At 68.3% G+C, this 25,133-nt stretch carries 21 protein-coding genes and 2 pseudogenes; 11 read left to right on the plus strand and 12 right to left on the minus strand.

Going from position 1 to position 25,133, the window contains the following annotated elements; all coding sequences use genetic code 11:
• Positions 1 to 18: 18 nt before the first annotated feature.
• The 6 genes from CSEG_RS02755 to lgt all read right to left on the minus strand — a co-directional run bounded on the left by CSEG_RS02755 (position 19) and on the right by lgt (position 5,885).
• Positions 19 to 618, minus strand: a complete 600-nt coding sequence (locus tag CSEG_RS02755; RefSeq protein WP_013077736.1) for a 50S ribosomal protein L25/general stress protein Ctc — start codon at positions 616 to 618, stop codon at positions 19 to 21.
• 155 nt (positions 619 to 773) lie between these two features.
• Entirely contained in the window at positions 774 to 1,826 is a 1,053-nt protein-coding gene (locus CSEG_RS02760) for a hypothetical protein (protein ID WP_013077737.1), read from the minus strand.
• A 162-nt stretch (positions 1,827 to 1,988) separates the two neighbouring features.
• On the minus strand, positions 1,989 to 2,927 hold the full coding sequence (locus CSEG_RS02765) for a ribose-phosphate pyrophosphokinase (protein WP_013077738.1): 939 nt from the start codon (positions 2,925 to 2,927) through the stop codon (positions 1,989 to 1,991).
• A gap of 126 nt (positions 2,928 to 3,053) precedes the next feature.
• Positions 3,054 to 3,842: a peptidoglycan editing factor PgeF gene (gene pgeF / locus CSEG_RS02770; protein WP_013077739.1), complete on the minus strand. Its 789-nt coding sequence runs from the start codon at positions 3,840 to 3,842 to the stop codon at positions 3,054 to 3,056.
• Positions 3,839 to 4,990: a class I SAM-dependent methyltransferase gene (locus CSEG_RS02775; RefSeq protein WP_013077740.1), complete on the minus strand. Its 1,152-nt coding sequence runs from the start codon at positions 4,988 to 4,990 to the stop codon at positions 3,839 to 3,841. The genes pgeF and CSEG_RS02775 overlap by 4 nt, the downstream gene beginning before the upstream one ends.
• A gap of 4 nt (positions 4,991 to 4,994) precedes the next feature.
• Positions 4,995 to 5,885, minus strand: coding sequence for a prolipoprotein diacylglyceryl transferase (gene lgt / locus CSEG_RS02780; RefSeq protein WP_013077741.1), 891 nt, complete (start codon positions 5,883 to 5,885; stop codon positions 4,995 to 4,997).
• A gap of 281 nt (positions 5,886 to 6,166) precedes the next feature.
• Here lgt and CSEG_RS02785 point away from each other — a divergent pair, with 281 nt between their 5' ends.
• The 4 genes from CSEG_RS02785 (at position 6,167) to CSEG_RS02800 (ending at position 8,633) form a co-directional block, all read left to right on the plus strand.
• A complete protein-coding gene (locus CSEG_RS02785; protein WP_013077742.1) occupies positions 6,167 to 6,436 on the plus strand; it encodes an accessory factor UbiK family protein in 270 nt (89 codons plus the stop codon).
• A gap of 132 nt (positions 6,437 to 6,568) precedes the next feature.
• Positions 6,569 to 7,075: a type III secretion system chaperone family protein gene (locus tag CSEG_RS02790; RefSeq protein WP_013077743.1), complete on the plus strand. Its 507-nt coding sequence runs from the start codon at positions 6,569 to 6,571 to the stop codon at positions 7,073 to 7,075.
• Positions 7,076 to 7,250: 175 nt separating this feature from the next.
• Positions 7,251 to 8,033 carry a pyrroline-5-carboxylate reductase gene (gene proC, locus CSEG_RS02795; RefSeq protein WP_041538154.1) on the plus strand — a complete coding sequence of 261 codons (783 nt, stop codon included), beginning with the start codon at positions 7,251 to 7,253 and terminating at the stop codon, positions 8,031 to 8,033.
• Positions 8,034 to 8,096: 63 nt separating this feature from the next.
• Positions 8,097 to 8,633 (plus strand): hypothetical protein, encoded by a 537-nt coding sequence (locus tag CSEG_RS02800; RefSeq protein WP_013077745.1) that lies wholly within the window; start codon positions 8,097 to 8,099, stop codon positions 8,631 to 8,633.
• Between the two features lie 140 nt (positions 8,634 to 8,773).
• Here the strand turns inward: CSEG_RS02800 and CSEG_RS02805 are convergent, their stop codons facing one another.
• From CSEG_RS02805 to CSEG_RS02815, 3 genes are all read right to left on the minus strand, one after another.
• The gene (locus CSEG_RS02805) at positions 8,774 to 10,114 is read right to left on the minus strand and encodes an ATP-binding protein (protein WP_013077746.1); all 1,341 of its coding nucleotides are present in this window, start codon (positions 10,112 to 10,114) and stop codon (positions 8,774 to 8,776) included.
• Positions 10,115 to 10,254: 140 nt separating this feature from the next.
• Positions 10,255 to 10,962 (minus strand): response regulator, encoded by a 708-nt coding sequence (locus CSEG_RS02810; RefSeq protein ID WP_041538447.1) that lies wholly within the window; start codon positions 10,960 to 10,962, stop codon positions 10,255 to 10,257.
• A 40-nt stretch (positions 10,963 to 11,002) separates the two neighbouring features.
• Positions 11,003 to 11,509, minus strand: a complete 507-nt coding sequence (locus CSEG_RS02815; RefSeq protein ID WP_013077748.1) for a MarR family winged helix-turn-helix transcriptional regulator — start codon at positions 11,507 to 11,509, stop codon at positions 11,003 to 11,005.
• 80 nt (positions 11,510 to 11,589) lie between these two features.
• On the opposite strand from CSEG_RS02815, the gene CSEG_RS02820 reads away from it, so the two are divergent.
• From CSEG_RS02820 to CSEG_RS02835, 6 genes are all read left to right on the plus strand, one after another.
• On the plus strand, positions 11,590 to 12,480 hold the full coding sequence (locus tag CSEG_RS02820) for a branched-chain amino acid aminotransferase (RefSeq protein WP_013077749.1): 891 nt from the start codon (positions 11,590 to 11,592) through the stop codon (positions 12,478 to 12,480).
• Positions 12,481 to 12,540: 60 nt separating this feature from the next.
• Entirely contained in the window at positions 12,541 to 12,684 is a 144-nt protein-coding gene (locus CSEG_RS23080; protein WP_227878915.1) for a hypothetical protein, read from the plus strand.
• Positions 12,685 to 12,742: 58 nt separating this feature from the next.
• Positions 12,743 to 12,826, plus strand: a complete 84-nt coding sequence (locus CSEG_RS23670) for a hypothetical protein (protein ID WP_106907040.1) — start codon at positions 12,743 to 12,745, stop codon at positions 12,824 to 12,826.
• A gap of 100 nt (positions 12,827 to 12,926) precedes the next feature.
• Positions 12,927 to 14,018 (plus strand): 3-deoxy-7-phosphoheptulonate synthase, encoded by a 1,092-nt coding sequence (locus CSEG_RS02825; protein WP_013077751.1) that lies wholly within the window; start codon positions 12,927 to 12,929, stop codon positions 14,016 to 14,018.
• 243 nt (positions 14,019 to 14,261) lie between these two features.
• The gene (locus CSEG_RS02830; RefSeq protein WP_013077752.1) at positions 14,262 to 16,382 is read left to right on the plus strand and encodes a TonB-dependent siderophore receptor; all 2,121 of its coding nucleotides are present in this window, start codon (positions 14,262 to 14,264) and stop codon (positions 16,380 to 16,382) included.
• Positions 16,379 to 17,617, plus strand: a complete 1,239-nt coding sequence (locus CSEG_RS02835; RefSeq protein ID WP_227878878.1) for a PepSY-associated TM helix domain-containing protein — start codon at positions 16,379 to 16,381, stop codon at positions 17,615 to 17,617. Before CSEG_RS02830 ends, CSEG_RS02835 begins: the two co-directional genes overlap by 4 nt.
• Before the next feature lie 688 nt (positions 17,618 to 18,305).
• On the opposite strand, the pseudogene CSEG_RS23085 reads toward CSEG_RS02835, so the two are convergent.
• A pseudogene (locus CSEG_RS23085) lies at positions 18,306 to 19,421 on the minus strand (phosphatidylinositol-specific phospholipase C1-like protein); the annotation flags it as partial.
• Between the two features lie 70 nt (positions 19,422 to 19,491).
• Here CSEG_RS23085 and CSEG_RS02845 point away from each other — a divergent pair.
• Positions 19,492 to 22,345 (plus strand): annotated as a pseudogene (locus CSEG_RS02845) (TonB-dependent receptor).
• A gap of 197 nt (positions 22,346 to 22,542) precedes the next feature.
• On the opposite strand, the gene ahpF reads toward CSEG_RS02845, so the two are convergent.
• Together ahpF and ahpC are read right to left on the minus strand one after the other, a co-directional pair.
• Positions 22,543 to 24,126, minus strand: coding sequence for an alkyl hydroperoxide reductase subunit F (ahpF, locus tag CSEG_RS02850; RefSeq protein WP_013077756.1), 1,584 nt, complete (start codon positions 24,124 to 24,126; stop codon positions 22,543 to 22,545).
• Between the two features lie 128 nt (positions 24,127 to 24,254).
• Positions 24,255 to 24,818: an alkyl hydroperoxide reductase subunit C gene (ahpC, locus tag CSEG_RS02855; RefSeq protein WP_013077757.1), complete on the minus strand. Its 564-nt coding sequence runs from the start codon at positions 24,816 to 24,818 to the stop codon at positions 24,255 to 24,257.
• Between the last annotated feature and the right edge of the window lie 315 nt (positions 24,819 to 25,133).

Here is a 25,133-nt window from a genome sequence, read left to right on the forward strand (position 1 = left end):
ATCCGAAGACCGAGCGGATTAGGCTTCGGTCGTGGTGTCGCCGGCGTCCGACTGGGAGGCCGACGAGGCCTTCAGGGTCGCGATCACGAAGTCGCGGTCCACGGCCGGCTTCACGCCTTCCGGCAGCTTCACTTCCGAGATGCGGATGGTGTCGCCGATGTCGTGGCTGGCCAGGTCGATGACCAGTTCTTCCGGGATCTTGTCGGCCGGGCAGGCCAGCTCGACGGTGTGACGGATCACTTCCAGCGAGCCGCCCTTCTTCAGGCCGACCGAGATGTCGTGGTTCTTGAAGTGCACCGGCACTTCGATCTTGATCAGCTGGTGCTCGTCGACGCGGTACAGGTCGAAGTGGACCGGCTCGTCGGTGACGGGGTGGAACTGGACGGCCTTGGCGATGACCGATTGCTTTTCGTCGCCGTGCTGCAGCGTGACCAGGTGGCCGAGCAGCTTGCCGGTGTACAGCGACTTGCGGAATTCGTTGGCGCGCACGGCGATGTTCACCGGGGCCTTGCCGCCGCCGTACAGGACGCCGGGGATCTTGCCTTCGCGGCGGACGGCGCGGGCGGCGCCGGTGCCGGAACCGTCGCGAACTTCAACGTTCAGAATGATCTCAGCCATGGGACTGTCTTTCTGGAGAGCCGTATGCTCTCCGCTATGACCCAGCGCCTATGGCCGTATCGCCACGCTCGCCCGGTCGTTTTGGGGTCGCGCTACATACACAAAAGGGCCGGGCGACGCAACGCCCGGCCCTTTCGGCGTGATCGCGCGGAAAATCAGCTCTTCTTGGTGGTCGACTTGCGCACGACCTTCTTGGCCTTGGTCTTGACCGTGGTCTCGATCTTCGGGGGCGGCGGCGGTTCGGGCGGCAGGGCCGCGCCGGCGGCCTTGGCCATGCAGGCGCCGGTGTCCATCAGGATGTGCTGACCCAGGCAGAAGATGTCCTCGTAGTGGGGCTTGGACACCGCCAGGCACTGATAGAGGTTCAGCTTGGCCATGTTCAGGCACGAGCCGGTAGCCGGGTCGACGCTGAGAGCGTCGATCGAGGTCAGGTTGTTGTCGCCGGCCGCGCCGAGCGCGGCGAGCGCCGCCACGGCCAGGCCGCGGATCACGACGGGCTGATAGGGCGCGGGTGCGGCGCGCGGGGTCAGGCCCAGGGTCTGGCCGCCGAGGGAGGCCTGCTGCAGAACCGCGACGTCGGCGCTTTCGGCCAGGGCCGGCGCGGTCGACAGGGTCTTGGCGGAGGCCAGGCGAGCGTCTCGGTCGCTGACCGAGCTCTTGGACCAGGACGAACGCTGCACGTCGTAGGCGGCCTGCTTCACCGCCTTGCCGGCCACATAGACCTTCAGGCCGTCGCCGCCGAGCTGGTCGATGATCAGGCCCGCGGCGCTGTCGGCGCCCTTGAACACGGTCGCGTACGAAGGGTTGGAGAAGATGTTGTTGATCATCTCCTGACGCTGGGCGGGATGGGCCGCGACTTCGCGCACCGAGGCCACGAAGGTGGGGTCCTGCAAGGCCATGACGGCGGCGTAGGCCACCGCGCCGTTCATCAACGACTTGGGCTCGTAGGCCGCTCCGACCTTCAGCGAGACCTGGATCTGGTCGCCGTTCTGGAAGGTCGGCGAGATGGCCGCGGCCCGGGCCATGTAGCCGCGGAAGGCGCTGGCGCGCTCGATGACCTGAGACGACAAGGTGATCGGCGGCGGCGGCGGCGGGGCTTGGACCACCGGCGGCGGCGGTGGCGGCGGGGAGCTACAGGCGGCGACGATCGCCGTCAGCGCCACGGCGGTCGTCGCCAGCACGACGCGCGCACGCGAAAAGGAACGCATTCTCGAACTTCCCCATCAGGTCTTGGCGGAGCCCATAGCAGCCTGGGCGGGCGACATTGTGACTGTCGGTCCGTTAACCAAGCTTTGACAAGCGTGGCCGTGGTTTTGGGTCGTTTTGGCTTGCGCCGGTTAACCACGACGGCCGCGATGGGGAAGAAGCTCCTAGTCGAACAGCTTCGACACCGACTCTTCGTTGGCGATGCGGCGGATGGCTTCGCCGATCAGCGGGGCGCACGAGACGTAGCGGATCTTGGGGCAGGCCTTGGCCGGGTCCGAGGCCTCGATCGAGTCGGTGACCACCAGCTCGGTCAGCACCGAATTGGCGACGCGGTCGGCCGCCGCGCCGGACAGCACGCCGTGGGTGATATAGGCGCTGACCGACTTGGCGCCGTGATTCATCAGGGCCTGGGCGGCGTTGCACAGGGTGCCGGCCGAGTCGGCGATGTCGTCGAACAGGATGCAGCGGCGATCCTTGACGTCGCCGATGATGTTCATGACTTCCGATTGGCCGGGGCCCGAGCGGCGCTTGTCGACGATGGCCAGGTCGGCGTCGTCCAGACGCTTGGCCAGGGCGCGGGCGCGGACCACGCCGCCCACGTCCGGCGACACGACCAGCAGATCATCGCCCATCTTGTAGTGCTTGCGGATGTCGTCGGCCATCAGGCGCGAGGGCAGCAGGTTGTCGGTGGGGATGTCGAAGAAGCCTTGGATCTGGCCGGCGTGCAGGTCCATCGTCAGCACCCGGTCGGCGCCCGAGCGGGTGATCAGGTTGGCGACCAGCTTGGCCGAGATCGGGGTGCGGCCCCCGGTCTTCCGGTCCTGGCGGGCGTAGCCGAAGTAGGGCAGCACCGCGGTGATCCGCTTGCCCGACGCGCGCTTCAGGGCGTCGATGCAGATCAGCAGCTCCATCAGGTTGTCGTTGGCCGGGTAGCTGGTCGACTGGATGACGAAGACGTCCTCGCCCCGCACGTTCTCGTCGATGGTGACGAAAACCTCGAGGTCGGCGAACCGGCGCACCTGGGCGCGGGTCAGCGGCATGTCGAGATATTCCGCGATCGCCTGGGACAGCGGGCGGTTGGAGTTGCCGGACAGCAGCTTCATGGAGATATCTCGGGATGGGGGCGGCCGATGCGGCGCCTTCTAGCAGGCGAAGCTCTGGAAACAAGTGTTAACGGCTAGACTTTTTCGATTCCGTGGACGGAGGATCCGCGCCGTGTCGTTCGCGCCTCACGCTTCCAGCATGATCGCCGACAGCAGACGGCCGTAGTCGCCTTCGTTGTTCAGGAAGGCGCGGCGGTTGGAGAAGAACCATTCCTCCTCCGCCCGCGTGTCGCGACCGACCCATTCGCGACGCTCGACCCCGGCGGTCTCCAGGCGATCCAGAACGAAGGCGGGCAGGTCGAAGAAGCGCTTGTCGTCCGAGACGCCGGGCTTGAAGAACCGGCCCGAGCCGGGACAGTCGGCCTCGAACTTGTGCAGGAAATCCAGGCCCACCTCGTAGGACTTGGGCCCGATGCAGGGGCCGACGACGCCGGTGATGTTGGCCGGGTTCGCGCCCAGCTCGACCATCCGGTCGACGGCGGCCTGGATGACGCCGTCCAGCGCCCCGCGCCAGCCGGCGTGGGCGGCGGCCACGACGCGGGCGTCGGGATCGACCAGCAGCACGGGCGCGCAGTCGGCCGCCATCGCGCCGCAGATCACGCCCGGCGTCTTGCTGACCACCGCGTCGCCCTGGGGGCGCGCGTCGCCCCACGAGCCGTCGGCCGTGATCGCGATGGTCGAATGGATCTGGTAGCAGACGTTCAGATCCTCGGGCCCGCCGCCGAACCAGCGCGCGATGCGGGCGCGGTTCTCCTCGACGTCGGCCGGCTCGTCCTGGCTGCCGCGGCCGACATTGAGGCTGGCGTAGATCCCCTTCGAGACCCCGCCTTGGCGCGTGAAGAAGGCGTGCTTGACGCCCGGCAGGCTGGCCAGCAGCGGCGACTGGACGGTGGGCAGGTCGGGCGTGTGGGTCATGTCGCGTCCTCGAAGAGGGGGGGCGAAAGATCGGGCGCGCACAGGCACGCCACCTTGAACAGGGTCCCCATCTGCGCCTCGCCGAGCAGACGATCAAGCTGTCTTCCGATCTGGTCGGTCTTCTCGGGCTGACGGGCCGCGAGCGCCTCGGCGCGGTCGAGGATGCCGAGCGCCACCAGGAACTGGCCTTGCGTCAGGATCGGCCCGGCCTTGGCTCCGGTGTCGCGCGCGGCGGCTACCACCGACGGGAAGTCGGCCCAGACGGTGAGGTCGGCCAGGCCCGCGGTCTTCAGCGGGTCGACCTTCTGGTGGTTCTGGACGGCTTGCAGCGTGTCGCCGGCCTCGGGCTCGGCCCGGCCATAGTCGATCAGCAGCGCCGCGCCGCCGTCTGTCACGAGGCGATGGGCGATCTCGGAGGCGAGGGCCGCCTGGGCGGGAGAGGTCTCGACGACCGCGCCGACTGGGAAATCCTCCCCCTGAGGGGGGAGGTGACGCGAAGCGTCGGAGGGGGAAGAGGCAGGACCAGACGAACTTCCCCCTCCGGTCGCTCCGCGACCACCTCCCCCTCTGGGGGGAGGACTTAAACTCCGCAGCCCAAACGCCAGGTCTCCGTCCTCGCCCAGCCCGATCACCCGCTCGGCCCAGCCGTCCTTCGTCCGGACGAACTGGCGGGCGGGCAGGCAGTCCAGGAGCTCGTTGGCGACCAGGATCATCGGCGCGCCGCCTGGGACCTCGTCGAGGCGCGAGGCCCAGCGGGGGCGCTCGCCCAGCCGTTCGGCTTGGCGAGCCTTCAGGGGCTGGGAGACCTCGACCAGCCAGACGTCGGTGGCCGCGAGGAAGTCCGGGGCCAAGCGCGCGGCGCGCAGCAGGTCGCTCATCAGGGCGCCGTCGCCGGGACCCATCTCGACCAGGCGGAACGGGGCGGGGCGGCCCATGCGGGTCCAGGTCTCGATCACCCAGAGGCCGATCAACTCGCCGAACATCTGGCTGACGAGGGGCGCGGTGATGAAGTCGCCGCTCGCGCCAAGATCCGGGCGCGTGGCGTAGTAGCCGTCGCGCGGGTCGTGCAGGCAGCGGGTGAAGAACTCTGGCGCGCCGATCGGCCCGTCCTGGGCGATCTGGGCCTTGAGGCGGTCCAGCAGGCTCATGCGGTCAGGCGGCGGTCTCGACGGGCGCGCGCAGCGAGCGCCACAGCAGCCAGCCGCCGACCAGGATCATCGGCGCCGACAGCATCATCCCCATGGTCAGGCCCAGCGGGAAGTCGGGCATGCCGATGTCTGGATTGCGCACGTTCTCCAGCGACAGGCGGAACAGGCCATAGGCCAGCAGGAAGGTCGCGACGATCGCGCCGCGCCGTTGCAGCCACTTCAGCCGATAGATGGCGAGGGCCAGGATCAGGAACAGCAGCAGGCCCTCCAGGCCAGCCTCGTAGAGCTGGCTGGGATGGCGCGGCAGCTCTCCCGCGGGGCAAATCCCTTGCGGATGGGTGGCGCGGATCGTGTCGTTGCAGAAGATGATCCCCCACGGACCGTCGGTGACCCGGCCCCACAGCTCGCCATTGATGAAGTTGGCGATGCGGCCGAAGAAGATGCCGATCGGGGCGACGGGCGCGACCAGGTCGCCCAGCTTCAGCATGTCGATCTTGTTGCGTTGGGCGAACAGGGCGATCGCCGCGCACACGCCCAGGAAGCCGCCGTGGAAGGACATGCCGCCTTCCCAGATCTTGAGCACGTCCAAGGGATTGGCCATCAGCCACGTCCGCTGGGCGTCGTTGGGCAGCATGTAGAAGAGGATGTAGCCCAGGCGTCCGCCCAGGATGATGCCCAGGGTGATCCAGAGCACGAGGTCGTCGATCTGCAGCGGCGTGGCGGTCGGGGTCCGGCCGCCCCACAGGCTGGGCGTCTTCACCAGGCGAACCGCGTAGCGCCAGCCCAGCAGGATGCCCGCCACATAGGCCAGGGCGTACCAGCGCAGGGCGAGCGGCCCCCACTGCAGGGCCCAGGGGCCGATATGAACCACCGGATCAATGTCGGGGAAGATCACGCGCTCGGGCTCCGCTCGGGACAGATCGTCGCACCGTATAAAGCGCGTCAGGCGAAAGTGTGAGCGGTTTCGCCGCCCGGACGCGCGCCTAGCAAAGCCGCGTCAGGCGAAAGTGTGAGCGGTTTCGCCGCTCGGACGCGCGTCTAGGAAGAGCTGGTCAGGCGAAAGTGTGAGCGGTTTCGAGGCTCCGGCGCGCGCCTAAGGAGTCGTTGGCTCTTCGCTTTCACCTCTTGTTTCCCATATAAGGAGGGCTCGCCCATCCGCGGGCGCGTGGAAAGCCGATGCACAGCCAGAACCCGATCCTCGACGAATTCGCCAAGCTGACGCAGGCGGCCATGGGCATCGCCCAGACGGCCGGCGAGGAAGCCAAGTCCGCGATGCGGGCTCAGGCGGACCGTCTGGCGGCCGAGTTTGACCTGATCCGCCGCGATGACTTCGAGGCCCTGAAGGCCGAGGTCGCGGCGCTGCGCGAAGAGATCGCCAGCCTCAAGGCGGCCCCTAAGGAAGCCAAGAAGGCTCCCGCCAAGAAGAGCGCGGCGACGGGCGAATAACAGGCTTAACAGCTCGCCCCCGGCGTGAAGCGAGTTGAGACGAACGCCGCGAAGCAGATTACTGTCCCTGGTACGGAAGCGAATCACGGCGGGGCTAACCCCCGCCCGCGCTGACGGGGACGCAGGATTCTCATGGACACCCAACCGGAAGAAGACGACGTCCTGATGGCTCTCGATCCCCTCGAGGTGGTCGAACATGTGCTGTCGGCCGAAAACCTGACCTTTGACCGCACCGAAGACGGCGACCTGGCCTTCGCGCTGAAAGGCGACTGGAAGGACTACGAGCTGTGGTTCGCCTGGCGGCCCGAGGCCGACTGCCTGCAGCTGTGCCTGTCGCTGGACCTGCGCGCGTCCAAGACCAAGCGGACCAACGCCTACGAACTTCTGGCCCTGATCAACCAGCGCGTCTGGCTGGGCCACTTCGAGGTCTGGACCGAGGACGGCGAGGTCGTGTTCCGCCACGCCCTGGCCCTGCCGGCCGGCGAGCGTCCGACCATGGCCCAGGCCGCCTCGATGATCGACGCGGCGGTGGAGGCGGCCGACCGCTTCTATCCGGCCTTCGACTTCCTGCTGCACGGCGCCAAGACCCCCGACCAGGCGATGGCGGCCTGCATGTTCGAGACGGTGGGCCAAGCTTAAGGCTTTAAATCCTTCTCCCCTTGCGGGAGAAGGTGTCGCGAGGCGACGGATGAGGGGTCGCGCGGCGACCGCCTCTTTGGTTCGCGCTCGCTGCGCCGAGAGACCCCTCATCCGACCTGCTTCGCAGGCCACCTTCTCCCGCAAGGGGAGAAGGGGTGAGATCGAGGTGACGACCATGACCCCCATCCTCCTCCTCGGCGCCGGGCGCATGGGCGGCGCGCTGGTCCAGGGCTGGCGCGAGGCCGGCGCCTTTGCGACCGCCGACCTGATCGTCCGTGATCCGAACATCTCCCCCGGCGCCTTCCGGGGCGCGGTGATCAATCCGCCGCTGGAGACGCTCGGCGCGGCCAAGACCGTGCTGCTGGCCGTCAAGCCGCAGATCTGGCGCGAGGCGGTCAACGACGTGGTCCCGCACCTGGCGCCCGACGCCGTGATCGTCTCGATCGCAGCCGGCGTCCGCGCCGCCGACATCTCCGAAACCTTCGAAGGCCGGCGCGTGGCGCGGGTGATGCCGACCACCGCCGTCGCCATCGGTCGCGGCGCGGCCAGCCTCTACGCCGAGGACGCCGAGGCCCTGGCCCGCGCCCAGGCCCTGTTCGAACCCGTCGCGGCGGTCTCGGTCCTACCCAACGAGGACCTGATGCACGCGGCCACCGCCGTCTCGGGCTCGGCCCCTGCCTATCTTTACGCCTTCGTCGAGGCCCTGGAGGCCGCCGGCGCGGCCCAGGGGCTGGATCCCGCCGAAAGCGCGCGCCTGGCCCGCGCCACGATCATCGGCGCGGCCGCCCTGATGGAGCAGAGCGGCGAGGAGCCGGCGGAACTCCGCAAGCAGGTCACGTCCCCCGGCGGCACCACGGCCGCGGCGCTGGCGGTGCTGATGGGCGAGGGCGGGTTTGGGGATCTGTTGCCCAAGGCGCTGGCGGCGGCGGTGGCGCGCTCGAAGGAGCTGGGGGGCTAGAGAAACCCTCTCCCTCAGGGAGAGGGGTTGTTTCAGGGCGATCTTCGGCTCATCTGAGTCGGCATGACCGACGACATCCTCGACCGCGCCGCCGACGCCGCCCTGACCCTCGCCGCCGATCAGCCTTGGCCGACCGTCTCGCTGCGCGATATCGCGGTGAAGGCCGAGATTCCGTTCCCGGACCTCTACACGCGCGCCAAGAGCCGCCTCGCCGTGCTCGCCCGCGTGTCCGAGCGCTTCGACCGCGCGGCGCTGGCGATCGACTATCCGCAGGGCTCGAACGCCCAGGACCGGCTGTTCGACGCCGTCATGGCCCGGCTCGAGGCGATGGAGCCGCATCGCACGGCCTTGCTGAACATCGCCAAGGCGCAAGGCGCCGTGATCGCCGCGGCGCGCTTCCCGATGATCGCCCGGGCTCTGCTGGAGGCCGCCGGCGTTCCCGCCACCCCGCCGCGCCTGCTGGCCATGGCGGTCGTGTGGGGCCGCGTCGTCCAGGTCTGGCGCGAGGATGACGCCGCCCTGAACCGGACCATGGCCGAGCTCGACAAGCGCCTGAAGCAGATGGCTCAGCGGCTGGGCATGATCGGAGCGGGGTTTTAGGGGAGCGGGCATAAATCCTCCCCCTCGCGGGGGAGGTGGTCCGAAGGACCGGAGGGGGAAGTTCTGCCGACCCCGCCTCTTCCCTCTCCGTCGCCTCTTCGAGCCGACACCTCCCCGCTAGGGGGAGGATTGGGGAGCCCCTACCCCGGCAGCCGGATCAGCGCCCGCAAGCCCCCCATCGCCGAGCGCGACAGCATCAGATCGCCGCCCAGGCCGCGCGCCATGTCGCGGGCGATGGCGAGGCCCAGGCCCACGCCCTTCTCGTTCTGGTTCCGGCTCTCGTCGAGGCGCGAGAAGGGCTTGAAGGCTTCCTCGTAGCGGTCTTCGGGGATGCCTGGACCATCGTCGTCGACGGCGATCTCGACGCCCCCGGTCTGGCGGGCGGTGGCCGTGACCTTCACGTGGTCGGCATGGGCGACGCCGTTGTCGACCAGATTGGCCAGGGCCCGGCGGAAGGCCAGCGGCCGCACCCGCGCTTCCAGCCCAGCCGCGATCTCGGTCTCGACCACGGCCCCGCCGCGCTCGGCGTCAGCGACGACGCCCTCGATCAGCTCCGAGAGATCGACCGCCCGCGCCTCCTCGCCGCCCTCGCCGCGGGCGAAGGCCAGGTACTCGTCGATCATGTGCTCCATCTCGGCCAGGTCGCCCTTCATCGCCTCCAACTGCTCGCAGGGCTCGGCCATGGCCATTTCCAGCTTCAGGCGCGTCAGTGGCGTGCGCAGGTCGTGGCTGACGCTGGCCAGCAGGGCGGTGCGCTGCTCGATGTGGCGGACGATACGGGCTCGCATGGCCAGGAAGGCGCGGGCGGCCTTGCGCACCTCGCGCGCCCCGTGCGGCTTGAAGTCGTGGTCCTCGCCCCGGCCGAAGGCGTCGGCGGCGTCGGCCAAGCGCTCGATGGCCCGCACCTGGTTGCGGATGAACAGGATGGCGATCGCCGTCAGCAGCATGGTCGCCACCACCATCCACAGGATGAAGATGTGGCCTTGCGTGGCGTAGGCCCGGTCCCGCAGGGCGTAGATCTGCAGGACCCCGTCCTTCACCTGCACGCGGATGTCGATATAGGCGGTGTAGCGGGTGGTATCGAACCAGAACGGGTTGTCGAGCCGGTCGTCCAAGGCCTGCTGCAGCGAGCGGTCCAGCGCCGCGAACAGCGACGGCCTGCGGCTGGTTGGCAGCTTGCGGCCCTTCTGGAAGGCGATCGACAGGGACATCGAGTCCTCGGCCCGCTTGGCCAGCTTTTCGACGGCGGCGGGGCTGGGGTCGTCCTCGTAGGACTGCACCGCCCAGGCGATGTCGCCGGCCAGGCCTTCGGACAGCTTGCTGGTCACCGATTGCCAGTGCGCGTCGAAGAAGGCCCAGGTCACGGCGATCTGCATCACCGCCACCGGCAGGATGATGATCAGCAGGCTTCGCCCGAACAGCGAGGTCGGCAGCAGGCGCTTCAGCGCGGGCGGGATGTGCAGGCGGGTGGAGAGCGGCATCTAAATCCTCCCCCCAGCGGGGGAGGTGGCGCGAAGCGCCGGAGGGGGAAGATGAACCTCCCGCCGCGGGCTGACTTCCCCCACCGTCGCCTTCGGCGACACCTCCCCCGCTGGGGGGAGGATTTTCGAAAGGCGTCCCATCAATCCGGCGCCAGCCGATACCCGATCCCGCGCACGGTCTGCAGGTAGCGCGGATTTTTGGGGTCAGGCTCGATCTTGCGGCGCAGGCGGGTAACCTGGACGTCGACGGCCCGGCCGGTGGCGTCGGCGGTGTCGCGGGCCAGCTCCAGGCGGTCGACGGGGTCGTGGGCCGATCGGGCCAGGCGCCGCATCAGCGTGACCTCGGCCTCGGTGAGGCGCACCACCTCGCCGTCGCAGGTCAGCTCGCCGCGCTCGGGCTCGAACGTGCAGCGACCCAGGCTGAGCGTGGCGGTCCGCGTCCCCACCGGACGGGCGGTCGAGCGGCGCAGGATCGCCTCGATGCGCAGCAGCAGCTCCTGCGGCTCGAACGGCTTGCCCAGATAGTCGTCAACCCCGTTGGACAGGCCCTCGATCCGGTCGGCGGTCTGGTCGCGGGCGGTCAGCATCAGGATCGGCGTGCGGCCGGCCTCGCCGCCCTTGGCGCGCAGGCGCTTGGTGAACGCCATGCCGTCCTCGCCCGGCATCATCACGTCCAGCACCATCAGGTCGAAGTCCAGCGCCTCGAACAGCTTGTCGGCGCCCGCCGCGTTCGAGGCGGCGGTGACGCGGAAGCCGGCTCGGCCCAGGAATTCCTTGATCAGCTTGCGCAGGCGGTCGTCGTCATCGACGACCAGGAGGTGGCGTTCGCGGCGCTCGTCCGGGGTCATGGCGCTATCCTCACGCATTCTGGCCTCACGCGTTCCGGCCTCACGCGTTCTGGCGCCGCGCGACGCCCACGCCCTGGCGAGGGCCCGCCAGCGCCGCCAGGATTCGCCGGGCGCCGGCCACCCCGTCCAGGCCGCCGGTGCGATAGGCGCGGGCCAGCAGCGCCCGCAGCCGTTCGGCCGTGCGCTGCTCGAAGGCCACGCCCTCCGTCGTCAGGGTGGCGGGGCGGCGGCGCCCATCCAGCTCGCCCGCGCCGCGTTCGACCAGCCCGGCCTTCTGAAGGTCCGAGAGGGTGCGGCTGGCGGCCTGCTTGGACAGGCTGGTCAGCTTGGAAAGGTCCTGCACCCCGATGCCCGGCCGGCGGCGCAGCAGGAAGGCCGCGCGCCAGTGCGAGCGGCCCAGCCCCAGGCTTTCGCTCTCCAGCACGGCGTCCACGGCGGCCCACAGCGAGGCCTCGGCCAGCAGGATCAATTCCAGCCCGCCGTCCAGCTCCTCCTCGCGAAGGATCAGACGGGGATCGTCCGAACTGGGCGGCAGCGGGGCTATCATCGCGCGGAGTCCATTTTATTTGACGCGCCCACCCTCGGGGCGTCTAAGGGCCGGGTTTTCCATAAGGAGGTCTTGGGCCGATGTCTCTGGTTCCCTTCGACGATCGTGATGGTTGGATCTGGCTGGACGGCCAGTTCGTGCCCTGGCGCGAAGCGAAGGTGCACGTCCTGACCCACGGCCTGCACTACGCCTCGTCCGTCTTCGAGGGCGAGCGGATGTACGGTGGCGAGATTTTCAAGCTGACCGAGCATACCGAGCGCCTCTTCAAGTCGGCCGAGATCCTCGACTTCAAGATCCCCTACACGGTGGCCGAGATCGACGAGGCCTGCAAGGCGACGGCGGCGAAGAATGGCCTTAAGGACTGCTATGTTCGCCCGATCGCCTGGCGCGGCAGCGAGATGATCGGCGTCTCGGCGCAGCAGACCAAGATCCACGTCGCCATCGCCGTCTGGGAATGGCCCAGCTATTTCGACCCGGCCACCAAGGCCAAGGGCATCCGGCTGACCTGGGCCAAGTACCAGCGTCCGGACCCGAAGACCGCCCCGGTCGCGGCCAAGGCCGCCGGCCTCTACATGATCTGCACCATCTCCAAGCACGCCGCCGAGAAGGACGGCTACGCGGACGCGATGATGCTGGACTATCGCGGCTATGTGGCCGAGGCGACCGGCGCCAACGTCTTCTTCGTCAAGGACGGCGTGCTGCACACGCCCAAGCCCGACTGCTTCCTGGACGGCATCACCCGTCGCACGGTGATCGCCATCGCCAAGGACAAGGGGATCGAGGTCGTCGAACGCCATATCCAGAAGGAAGAGCTCTCGGGCTTTTCCGAGTGCTTCATCGTCGGCACCGCCGCCGAGGTGACCCCGGTCTCCGAGATCGGCGAGTTCAAGTTCACGCCGGCCAAACTGTCGCTGGACCTGATGGACACCTACGCGGCGCTGGTGCGCGGCCAGGCGATGGCCGAGGCGTAAGGTCTCGTCTCTTCGCTAAAAGACATGACGCCGCCCGGAGCGATCCGGGCGGCGTTTTTCATGGCGTTCATCTCTCGTCATCCCGGCCGTAGCGAAGCGGAGCGCCGGGACCCAGGGGCGACCACGGTGCGCCGGCCCCTGGGTCCCGGGTCGGCTATGCCGCCCGGGATGACGACGGGTTGTTCCAAGGATGAGTGGCGGTGAGAGCGTTCCCAGAAATCCGGGGGTGACTCCCAGCCAACTTCGCCTTACCTTTCCTCCGATGACCCTCGCCGCCAGCCACACGCTGTTTTGGTATTTTAGCTATCCGACGCCTCTGGCGCCGGGAGGGTTTCGTTCGGCCTGAGATCAGGGCCATTCAAGAACACCTTCACCAGCCGCCAGGGGACCCCCGGGCGGCTTTTTTGATGGCCGCCGGACCTTCCCAGATTTCTCCGGAGCCATCCATGCCGTCTTCCACCGCCCATATCGTCTCGCTGCCCGTCCCGACCGACGACCTGCGGATCGAGAAACTCCAGACCCTCAGCCCGCCCGCCCGGGTGATCGGCGAGGCGCCCGCCACCTCGTCGGTGGCCGAGGTCGTCGGCGCCGGTCGCCGCGCCGTGCACGAGATCCTGCAGGGGCGCGACGATCGCCTGGCGGTGGTGATCGGGCCGTGCTCGATCCACGACCCCAAGGCCGCCCTGGAGTACGCCCACCGCTTGGCGGCCGAGCGCGAGCGTCACGCCGGCGAGCTGGAGATCATCATGCGGGTCTACTTCGAAAAGCCCCGCACCACGGTCGGCTGGAAGGGCCTGATCAACGACCCGGACCTGGACGGCGGCTTCCGCATCAACGAGGGCCTGCGCCTGGCGCGCCGGGTGCTGCTGGACGTCAGCGCCCAGGGCCTGCCGGCCGCCTGCGAGTTCCTGGACGTGACCACGCCGCAGTACATCGCCGACCTCGTGGCCTGGGGCGCGATCGGCGCGCGCACGACCGAAAGCCAGATCCACCGCGAGATGGCGTCTGGCCTGTCGTGCCCGGTCGGCTTCAAGAACGGCACCAACGGCGACGTGAAGGTGGCGGTCGACGCGGTGATGGCCGCCAGCCAGCCGCACCATTTCCTGGCCGTGACCAAGGAGGGTCGCGCCGCCATCGCCACCACCACCGGCAACGCCGACTGCCACCTGGTGCTGCGGGGCGGCAAGACCCCGAACTACGACGCCGCCAGCGTCGCGGCCGCCGCCGAGGTCCTCAAGAAAGCCGGCCTGCCCGAGCGGATCATGGTCGACGTCAGCCACGCCAACAGCGGCAAGAACCACGAGAACCAGCCCGCGGTGGTCGCCGACGTTTGCGCCCAGGTGGCGACGGGCGCCTCGCCGATCATGGGCGTGATGATCGAGAGCCACCTCGTCGCCGGCCGCCAGGAAATCGTTCCCGGCAAGCCCCTGACCTACGGCCAGTCGGTCACCGACGCCTGCGTCGACTGGGAGACCTCGGTCCGGATGCTCGACGACCTGGCGGCGGCGGTGCGGGCCGGTCGCGCGGCGCGGCGCTAGCGGAGGCGCGCCGTCTCTCCCTCTATCCCGCCCTGAAGGGGGCGGGATAGACCGTGCGGCGATGCCTCCGCCGAGCGCCACGAGCCGCCAGGGTGACCGCACGCCGCAGGAACGATCCGCGCCTCCAATCGCGAATCGTTCGCATTTAAATTTGATATTGGTTCTCATTCTCTGTAGAGCGGCCGTCCAGGTTGATCGCTACGGAGTCGGGTTGTGGGTATGGGTAGAGTGTCGGCGGTCGCCATGGCGACGCTGATCAGCGTCGCGGGCCTGGGCGGGCTTGGCTTTGCCTGGGCGGACGAGGCGCCGACGGCGTCATCCGAAGACGAGCCGGATCTGACGATCATCATCACCGCCCGCGCTCGCCAGCTCTACCGCGCCCAGGAGACCACCAGCGGCAAGCTGGAGACCCCGCCGTTGGAGTCCAGCCTCAACATCCAGGTTCTGAACGAGGAGCTGATCCGCGACCAGGGCGCGCGCGACGCCCAGGACCTCTATCGCAACATCGCCGGCGTCAGCCTGTTCTCCTATGCCGGCGTCACCGCTCGGGGCTTCCGTCAGGAGGAGATCTTCTTCGACGGCCTTCGCGGCGACCCCTATGTCGCCTTTTCGGTGCCGCAGCTGTTCAATGTCGAGCGACTGGAGTTCCTGAAGGGGCCGGCCGGCATGCTTTATGGCCCCGGCGCGCCGGGCGGACTGTTCAACTACATCACCAAGACGCCCAAGAACGAGTTCTCGGCGCGGGCCACGGCGGTGGTCGGGACCGAGGCGCGCAAGGGTGGCTCGGTCGAGGTCGAGGGCTTCCTGCCGGGCGACAAGGCTCCGGCCACGCGGCTGGGCGTATTCTACGAGGATCGCAACACTCCCCGCCGCAACTCCGGCAGTGAGGTGCTGATCCTGGACGGCGGGATCAAGACCGATCTCGGCCCGGCCGCCCTGACGCTGCAGGCCACCCGCTACGAGCAGAACCTGCAGGGCAACCGCCTGCGCGGCGTGCCAACCGACAATCTGGGCAATTTTCTCGCCGACCGGCGCTGGAACCACAACGAGAAGAGCGATTTCCTCGACCTGACGGCCAACGTGCTGCAGGCGCGCGTGGCATGGCCGGTCAGTGAAAACCTGACCGTCGATGCGGGGCTGCGCTACTCGAAAAGCGTGGAGCGCCAGCAGTATCACGAGCCGCGCGGCCTGACCGACAGCAACCGTGACGGCGTGCTGGACCTGTCACGCCGCGAGTTCCGCGATCAGGAGCGCGATCTGGAGCAATTGAGCTTCGGCGCCAACGCCATCTGGTCGCGCGACTTCGGCGCGGTGCGCAATCGCGTCCTGGTCGGCGTCGACGCCTATCGCAGCGAACTGATCAACAACAACCGGCCCTCTCTGCTGGGCGGCTTCACCGCGGTGGCGGGACTGCCGGCGCCGCTGAGTCTGACCAATCCGGTCTACGGCGTCACGGACCCCAAGACCTATAACCTCAAACCCCGCGTGCGCACTTCGGCCATTCAAGAGCGGTCCGGCGCGTACCTGCTGGAAGAGGCCACGATCGGCCAATTCATCGCCACCGCCGGCGTGCGTTTCGACCGCTATGAGGACCAGTCCGACGCCAGCACCTTCGAGGATGAGAAGGCGACTTGGCGCGCGGGTCTGGTCTGGCGCGCGCGTCCCGACGTTTCGGTCTACGGCCAGTGGGCTCAGAGCTATGAGCCGCAGAGCGTGTCTAGTCAGGACCCGCGGGCGGGCGGGCCCTTCGCCCCGACCGACGGCGAGATCCTGGAAGGCGGCGTCAAGACCGAGCTGCTGGGCGGGCGCCTGCAGTCCACCATGGCCATCTATAGGATCGTCCGTGGCAATATGCTGCAGAGCGATCCGCGCGGCGACGTCGACGGGGACGGCATCGACGATCTGGTCGCGTTCGGCGAGGTGACCAGCAAGGGCGTCGAGTTCGACCTGGCCGCCGACCTGACCAACAACTGGGTGCTGACCGGCTCCTACGCCTACAACGACACCCGCATCACCAAGACCAACGGCGCGACGGTGATCACCAACAGCGTCGGCGACCGCTTCGCCAACGCGCCCAAGCACAAGGCCGGCTTCTGGACCCGCTACCAGTTCCCCAAGCTTGGCCTGGCCCTGGCCCTGGGCGGCGACTACGTCGATGTCCGCACCTCGATCAGCGGCCAGAAGGTGCGTCCCTACACCGTGTTCGACGCCTCGGTGATCTACAAGTTCGGGCCGTGGTCGACGCTGCTGCGCGTCGACAACCTGCTGGATAAGACCTACGCCGCTTCCGGCTTCATCGACCGCACGGGCCACTTCCCCGGCGAGCCGCGGTCGGTGTTCCTGGAGGTGTCGCGGGAGTGGTGAGCGTCGAGCGCGCCCAGACGGCGGCGGCGCCTCGGCGCGCCGCCAAGCCGAAGGCCTCGCGCCTGTGGTGGAGCGTCCACCAGTGGGTGGGGCTGAAGCTGTCGATCCTGATGGGCTTCGTCTTCCTGACGGGGACGATCGCGGTGTTCAGTCACGAGATCGACTGGGCGTTGCGGCCCGCCCTGCGCGTCGATCCAGCGACGGTCCACGGTCCCATCGCCTGGTCGGCGGCGGCTCGCAATGTCGCGGCCCTGCACCCCGACGCCAGGATCCTTCTGCTGGACGAGCCCATTGACCGGGGCTTCGCCCTGACCGCGACGATCCAGAAGCCGGACGGCGCCCGCGCCTTCGTGTATCTGCACCCCTCGACGGGGGCGGTGCGGGGCGAGGGCCCGTGGGTCGGCGCCCATCGCGTCCTGCGCAACATGCACCGCCACCTGAACCTGCCCACCCCGATCGGGGTGCCGATCGTCTCGGCCTTGTCGATCCTGCTGCTGATCAGCGTCGGCACGTCCTTCGTGGTCTACAAGAAGTGGTGGCGGGGCTTCTTCAAGCCGGTGCGCTGGCGCGACGCCCGCACGGCCATGGGCGATCTGCACCGCCTGGCGGGATTGTGGAGTCTGTGGTTCGCGGCCCTGATCGGCGCGACGGGCCTTTGGTACCTGGCCGAGAGCACCGTGGCCAAGGCCCCGCCCTCGCCGCGCGCCAAGGTCGCCGCCGTCAAGCTGGACACCCGGGAGCTGGCCGATCGGCTGGAGACCAATCTCAACGCGGCTCGAACCGCCTATCCCGGCCTGCGCGTTCAGCGCATCGCCTTTCCGGCTGGCAAGGTGGGCGCCTTCCAGTTCGCGGGGCAATACAAGGCGGTTCTCGTGCGGGAACGGGCCAACATGGCGTGGACCAACCCCGCCACCGGCGCCGTCGTGCTGTTGACCGACGGGCGAGAATTGACCGTTCACCAACGCATCTCCGAAATGGCCGATCCGCTGCATTTCGGCACGTTTGGCGGGGTTTGGACCAAGCTGATCTGGTTTGCCTTCGGCCTCGTCCTGACCGCGCTGGCCGTATCGGGCGTGGCGATCTACGCCTTGCGGCTCTCGCGCGAAGGGCGGGCGTGGGCCGTTTGGACGACGGCGTGGCGCGGCATGGGCGTCTGGCGCTGGCCCGCCCTGGCCGGGATCGGCGTCGCTCTGGCCCTGCTGCCGGCGTTGTTCCTCGCGGCGGGCGGCGACTAGGCGCCAAAAGGGGTTATTGGCCTTGGCCCGCCGCCATTACCGCCGCCACCTCCGCTCGCGCCATGGCGATGTCGCGCAGGAAGGTCTCGGAGCGGTGCTCGGCGGCGTAGATGACCTCGCCCGACTGCAGGCCGGCCTCGGCGGCGCTGAGCGAGTGGCTGCCGCAGATCCAGCGGCTGTCGGCGTAGTCGCGGCCGCGCGCGTAGAGGGCGTCGGCGCGCGAGGGGACGACCTCGGCCAGGATCATGGCGACGTGACCGCCGAAGGCCGAATGGCCGGACGGGTAGTCGGGATTGGCGGTCAGGTCGGGGCGCTTGGGCTCGCAGACCGGCGCGGAGTCCTTGCCGACATAGGGCCGCTTGGTCCCCCAGAAGGACTTGGCGACGCCGACCACCGAGCGATCGTCGCCGGCGCGCTCCAGCAGGGCTGAGAGGATCGGGGCGTTCTGGGCGGTGAGCTTGACGCCCAGGGCCTTTTCGAAGTGGCCGAAGGCGGGGCCGCTGACGTCCGCCGTGGCCTCGGCCCAGCGCGCCGGGTCCTTGTCCTTGATCGCGCGGCTTTGGTCGAAGATCGCCGCGTCGGCGATCGCGCGGGGCGAACCGGGCTGGGGCGGGGCGGCCAGGATCTTGGTCAGGTCCGGACGCGCCTCGGGCGCCAGGTAGCCGCGCATCGGCGCGCCGGGCAGGGCCTCGATGGCGAGGTTGTCGCAAGCCTTGGGCTCGCGCACCGGATTGCAGACCGCGACGTCGCCGCCGGTCAGCCGCACGGTGTAGCCGCCCGGAAAGCGCGGATCGGGCCAGATGTAGTCGGTCGAGACGTACTGGGCGCCGCTGGTGAACGCGGCGGTGCGGCGGGTGACGTCGTTGCGGCGCGCCTCCCAGGTGTCGGCGTCAGCGCGGGTGCGCACGATAAAGCCGGCCTTCACGGCGGCGGCGATGCGGTCCTTCTGCGCGACCGGATCGTTCAGCGTCAGATAGGCGGCGGCGGGCGAGGCCTCGTCGGTGTTGACGAACATCGCCCGGCCTTCGAGCGAGGCGCGCTTGCCCCGATAGATCGCGACCTTGGCGGGGCCTTCGTCGAGGGCGAAGAACACCTTGCCGCGGGCCTGGCCGATCTTGGGCCAACCCCCAGCCAGGACCGCCTCTCGCAGGGTCTTGGCCTTGCCCTGGACCTGGTCCGGCGTGACCAGGCGATCATCGCCGAACACCGAGCGGATCTCGGCGTCGAAGGCGTCGAATAGGCTTTCCGTGAAGGGCAGGGGCTTCACGCCGCCCGGCACGGTCGCCTCGCCCTCCTTGGCGTTGATCATGATCAGGATCGGCGCGTGGTCGCGGTGCGCGTCCGACCAGGCGCGGACTTCCTTCAGGCACGCGACGAAGGTCACGCACGAGACGCGGAAGTCGACGTCGGTCATGTGCATGGTCTTGAAGCCCGGCTTAGCCAGGGCGGCGGCCATCTCGGGCGGCAGGGCCGTGCCCTGTCCAAAGACGGTGAGCGGCTTGGCGTAGCGGCCGCCCTCGGGGTCGGCGACGACGTCCAGCTCTAGCTGGCGGGCGCCGGCGTCCAGCTGCTCGGCGAGGCGACGGTGACCGTAGTCGACGCCCAGCGCGGCCTGGCCGCGCGCGGCGACCATGGCCGCCATCTCGTCCGCCGGAATGGCCTGCTTGTAGGAGTTGTGCGTGCCCACGGCCATCAGGTCGTTCATCGGCAGCGCGTCCATCCGCTGACGAACGCAGGACGCGCTCTCGTCGGAAGCGGGGCAGGGGGCGGCGACGACGGCCAGGGCGGCGAGCAGATTCAGCATGAGCGGACTCCGAAACAGAGCGTCGCCATACCGCTAGCACATGACGGTTTGACGTCGCGGCTCTCCGGAAATCGCGGTCTCGTCATCAAGCTTTAAAGAAACCGAGACGCTCTCGTCATCGAGACCCCCTAACGCCGCGACTAACCGTCGGCGCCCAAATTGTGGCGGCTCTCTCCCGACGGAATAAGTTTGGGGATCTCACAATGTCTCGCACCAAGATCGCGCTCCTGGCGGGCGCGGCTCAACTCGTCATGGCCACGTTCGCGCCGGCCGCCTTCGCCCGGGTCGAAGACCCCGCGCCCGCCGCCGAGCCGGCGGATTCGGTCGACGCCGTCGTCGTCACCGGCTTCCGCAAGTCGCTGGGCGCCGCCCGCGAGGCCAAGCGCTCCAGCGCCATCGTCACCGACGTGATCGTCGCCGAGGACATGGCCAAGTTCCCTGACCTGAACCTCGCCGAGTCGCTGCAGCGCCTGCCCGGCGTGGCCATCAACCGCGAAGGCGGCGAGGGCCGTCGCGTCTCGCTGCGGGGCCTGGGTCCCGACTTCACCCGCGTCCAACTGAACGGCATGGAAGTGCTGGGCAACGTCGACTCGCCGATGGACAGCCGCGGCCAGACCTCGCGCGACCGCGCCTTCGACTTCAACATCTTCGCCTCTGACCTGTTCTCGAAGGTCGACGTGCGCAAGTCGTTCTCGGCCGAGCAGGACGAAGGCGGCATGGCTGGCACTGTCGGCCTCTACACGGCCAAGCCGTTCGACTATTCCGGGACCAAGGCGGCTCTGTCGATGCAGGGCGGCACCAACAGCGCCACCAAGGACTTCCAGCCGCGCGGCGCGGCCATGATCAGCAAGAACTGGGACGACAAGTTCGGCGCCCTCTTCTCGGTCGCCTACTCCAAGCGCAAGACCGAGGAGCAGGGCTACAACACCTATGGCGCCGGCACCCAGAAGGCCGTCGCGGCCAACGTGGTCAAGCTGAGCGCCGCCGATGCGGCCAAGGCGACCAACGGCGAACTGATCTTCCAGCGCGGCAACCGCCTGTCGGTCTGGGATTCCAACCAGGAGCGCCTGGGCCTGACCGCCGCGCTGCAATGGCGTCCGGTCGAGAACGTCACCCTGACCCTCGACGCCCTGCACGGCAAGTTCACCAACGACCGCTCGGAACTGCACCTGGCCACCCGCGCCAGCGTCGGCTCGACCATCCTGGGCGCGGCCACGCCGCACTCGGGCAACCTGGTCAGCGCGCCGCCGGTGCTGAACGCGATCGAGTACGATAAGTACAATTCGATCGTCTACGCCGACGTCGACAACACCGTCTTCGCCACCGAGACGCGTCGCCAGGAAACCAAGAACACCTTCGACCAGCTGGTCCTGACCGGCGAATGGAAGGTCACCGACAAGCTGACGATCGACGGCCACATCGGCCGCGAGAAGTCCGACTACGACATTCCGATCTCGGACAAGTTCTACACCGAGGCGTTCGGCGGCCTGATCACCGACTATCGCGGCGACACGGGCAAGAACACCTACAAGTGGGACACCACCGACGCGAACAACTACCGCGCCCACGAGATCGACTTCTCGGCCACCTATCAGACCACCGAGCTGAACAACGCCGAGCTGAACGGCGCCTACGCGTTCAATGACGACTTCACCCTGAAGGGCGGCGTGTCGTATCGCGGCTTCGAGAACTCGGGCTTCACCCAAGCCAATGACGACGTGAACAAGACGGCCTGGGAAAAGGGCACGCTGGACGACCGCCTCGACGGCGTCACCAAGGTGTTCAGCCAGCACCACGACCAGTCGTGGATCATCGTCGACTGGGACAAGGCGCTGTCGAAGTGGGGCGTGACCCGCACGCTGTTGGCGCCCAAGGGCATCTACGCGGTCAAGGAAGACACCAACGCCGGCTATCTGCAGCTGGACTGGAAGACCGAATTCCTGGGCCGTCCGCTGCGCGGCAACACCGGCCTGCGCGCCTATGAGACCGAACTGAAGTCCTCGGGCGTCATGTCGGTCAAGGGCGTCAACACCCCGACCGAGGCCAAGAAGAAGTACTCGGGCGTCCTGCCGGCCCTGAACGCGGTGCTGGAGGTCTCCGATCAGTTCCAGATCCGCATGGCCGCCGCCAAGAACATCAACCGCCCGGCCCTGGGCGCCTACGCCATGAACGGCTCGATCAGCGTCGACGGCTCGACCGTCACGGTGTCGACCGGCAACCCGAACCTGGATCCCTACAAGTCGAACGAGTTCGACCTGTCGGCCGAGTGGTACTTCGGCAGCGTCGGCATGCTGACCGCCGGCGTGTTCCACAAGGACATCGACGGCCTGGTCTCCAGCCAGACGACAACCAACGTCACCTACGCCAGCACCGGCCTTGCCGAAGGCCTCTATCCGGGCGTGACGGGCTCGACGATCGTGGCGTCGTACACCCGCCAGGTGAACAACACCTCGGCCAAGCTGACGGGTCTGGAGCTGTCGGCCCAGAGCGACTTCTTCTTCCTGCCGGGCGTGCTCAAGCACATGGGCGCGGTGGCCAACCTGACCCTGATCGACTCGTCGACGACCAACCTGGTCAACGGCAAGCCGCAGAAGACCGACATCTTCGGTCTGTCGGACGTCAACGCCAACGCCACGCTGTACTACGAGACCGCCAAGTGGGGCGGCCGCGTCTCGGCCAACTACCGTTCGGACTATCTGATCGACAGCGGCGCGTTCAACGCCACGACCTATGTCGACGCGGCGGCCTTCTACCAGCTGACGCCGAGCATCCGCCTGTCGCTCGACGCGATCAACCTGACCAACGAGCGCGAAGAGCAGGTCAACAGCTTCAACAACGGCTTTGGCCAGACCGGCGCCCGCCGCCTGTGGAACTTCACCACTAGCGGCCGCACCGTGTTCGTGGGGGCCAACATCCAGTTCTAAGGACTGGGACTAGACACGAAGACGCCGCCCGGGAGCGATCCCGGGCGGCTTTTTTGTCTGGGCGATGATCAGCGTCCCCTCCGGCCCTCCGGGCCACCTCCCCCGCAGGCGGGGGAGGATGGGTGTTCCTCCTCACCCGAGAAACGGGGGAGGTGGCGCGCGGCGTAGCCGCGTGACGGAGGGGGCGTCCGCTAACCCTACGCCGCGACCTGCGACGCCTCGGCCGGCAGGCGGATCAGGTAGTCGAAGGCCGAGAGCGAGGCCTTGGCGCCTTCGCCCATGGCGATGATGATCTGCTTGTACGGGGCGGTGGTCGCGTCGCCGGCGGCGAACACGCCGGGGATCGACGTCTCGCCGCGATAATCGACCTCGATCTCGCCACGCGGGGTCAGGGCCACGCCCGAGTCCTTCAGCCACTCGGTGTTGGGCACCAGGCCGATCTGCACGAACACGCCTTCGAGGTCGACGCGGTGGACGGCGTCGCCATTGCGGTCCTTGTAGGACAGGCCGTTCACGCGGGCGCCGTCGCCGTGGATCTCGGTCGTCATGGCCGAGGTGACGATCTTGACGTTCGGCAGGCTGGCCAATTTCCGTTGGAGCACGGCGTCGGCGCGCAGCTGGCTGTCGAACTCGATCAGCGTCACGTGCGCCACGATGCCGGCCAGGTCGATGGCCGCCTCGACGCCGCTGTTGCCGCCGCCGATCACCGCCACGCGCTTGCCCTTGAACAGCGGGCCGTCGCAGTGCGGGCAGTAGGCCACGCCCTTGTTCTTGTACTCGGCCTCGCCGGGCACGTTGACGTTCCGCCAGCGGGCGCCGGTCGACAGGATCACGCTCTTGGACTTCAGGCTGGCGCCGTTCTCGAGCTTGATCTCGATCAGGCCGCCCGGGGTCTTGGCCGGAACCAGGCCCACGGCCTTCTGCAGGTTCATCACGTCGACTTCGTAGTCCTTGACGTGCTGCTCCAGCGCCGAGGCCAGCTTCGGGCCTTCGGTGTGCGAGACCGAGATGAAGTTCTCGATGTCCATGGTGTCCAGCACCTGGCCGCCGAAGCGCTCGGCCGCGACGCCGGTGCGAATGCCCTTGCGGGCGGCGTAGATGGCCGCGGCCGCGCCGGCGGGACCGCCGCCGATGACCAGCACCTCGAAGGCGTCCTTGGCCTTGATCTTCTCGGCCATGCGGTCGGCGGCGCCGGTGTCCAGCTTGGCCAGGATCTGTTCGACGTCCATGCGGCCCTGGCCGAACGGCTGGCCGTTCAGCAGGATGGTCGGCACGGCCATCACCTGGCGTTCCTCGACCTCGGCCTTGAAGAAGGCGCCGTCGATGGCGACGTGGCGGATGCGCGGGTTCAGGGCGCTCATCGTGTTCAGCGCCTGCACCACGTCGGGGCAGTTCTGGCACGACTGCGAGAAATAGGTCTCGAAGCGGTAGTCGCCGTCTAGGCCCTTGATGCGCTCGATCACCTCGGCGTCGAGGCGCGGCGGGTGACCGCCGACGTGCAGCAGGGCCAGCACCAGCGAGGTGAACTCGTGGCCCAGCGGCAGGCCGGCGAAGCGCACGTCAGCGTCGCCCGCGGCGCGCGTAATGGCGAACGACGGCTTGCGTTCGTTGTCGCCGGCCAGGTTCAGGCTGACCTTGTCCGAGGTGGCGACGATGTCTTCCAGCAGCGCCTTCATCTCGGCCGAGCCGGAAGAGTCGTCCAGAGACGCGACCAGTTCGATCGGCTGGCGCAGGTTCTGCAGATAGGTGGTCAGCTGGGTCTTCAGACCGGCGTCCAGCATGATGGGCTCCCTGGTGGGTTGGGGAGTGGAAAGGGCGTTCGATTGTCGGGGAGAACGATCGAACGCGGCGTACGATCGAGAAATCGCGTCGCCGACCCGAGCGGCCGGCGACGCGGGTAGCTCAGGTGTTAGATCTTGCCGACGAGGTCGAGCGAGGGGGCCAGGGTCTTTTCACCCTCTTCCCACTTGGCCGGGCAGACTTCGCCCGGGTGCGAGGCCACGTACTGGGCGGCCTTGACCTTGCGGAGCAGTTCGGCGGCGTTGCGGCCGATGCCTTCGGCGGTGACTTCCAGGAACTGGATGACGCCTTGCGGGTCGACCAGGAAGGTGCCGCGATCGGCGAGGCCGATGCCCGGACGCATGATGTCGAAGTTGTTGGTCACCAGGCCCGACGGGTCGCCGATCATGGTGTACTTGATCTTGCCGATGGCCGGCGAGCTGTCGTGCCAGGCCTTGTGCGAGAAGTGCGTGTCGGTCGAGACCGAGTAGATCTCAACGCCCAGCTTCTGGAACGTGTCGTAGTTGTCGGCCAGGTCTTCCAGCTCGGTCGGGCAAACGAAGGTGAAGTCGGCCGGGTAGAAGAAGAAGATCGACCACTTGCCCTTCACGTCGGTATCGCTGACCGTGACGAACTTGCCGTCCTTGAAGGCCTGGGCGGTGAAGGGTTTGATCTCGGTGTTGATCAGCGACATGGGGCGCTCCGTTGAATGGATGCGCAGTCTTTAAGGCTCGGCTGATGATCGAGCAAATTGATAAATCTTCTGGACGGGATAGAGCGCCTCTATGGGGCGTTCCCGGCGGTCTGGGCGGCGGCGAGGACCTCGCCGCCGCCGCGCCGGCGGGCATGCCGTATGCGGACGGTCCGTGACGGGAAGGGCGGTCCGTCCCCTCGGCGAGCTAGCTCGCCGCCGCCTTCCCAATGTCGCGCGGATCACCCCCAGATGATCCGACCGTCGCGCCGACTCCGCGCCTCCCCAGACGCGGGCGCCGCCAGGGGCGCAAGTGAT

This window comes from Caulobacter segnis ATCC 21756, assembly GCF_000092285.1.
Taxonomy (GTDB): domain Bacteria; phylum Pseudomonadota; class Alphaproteobacteria; order Caulobacterales; family Caulobacteraceae; genus Caulobacter; species Caulobacter segnis.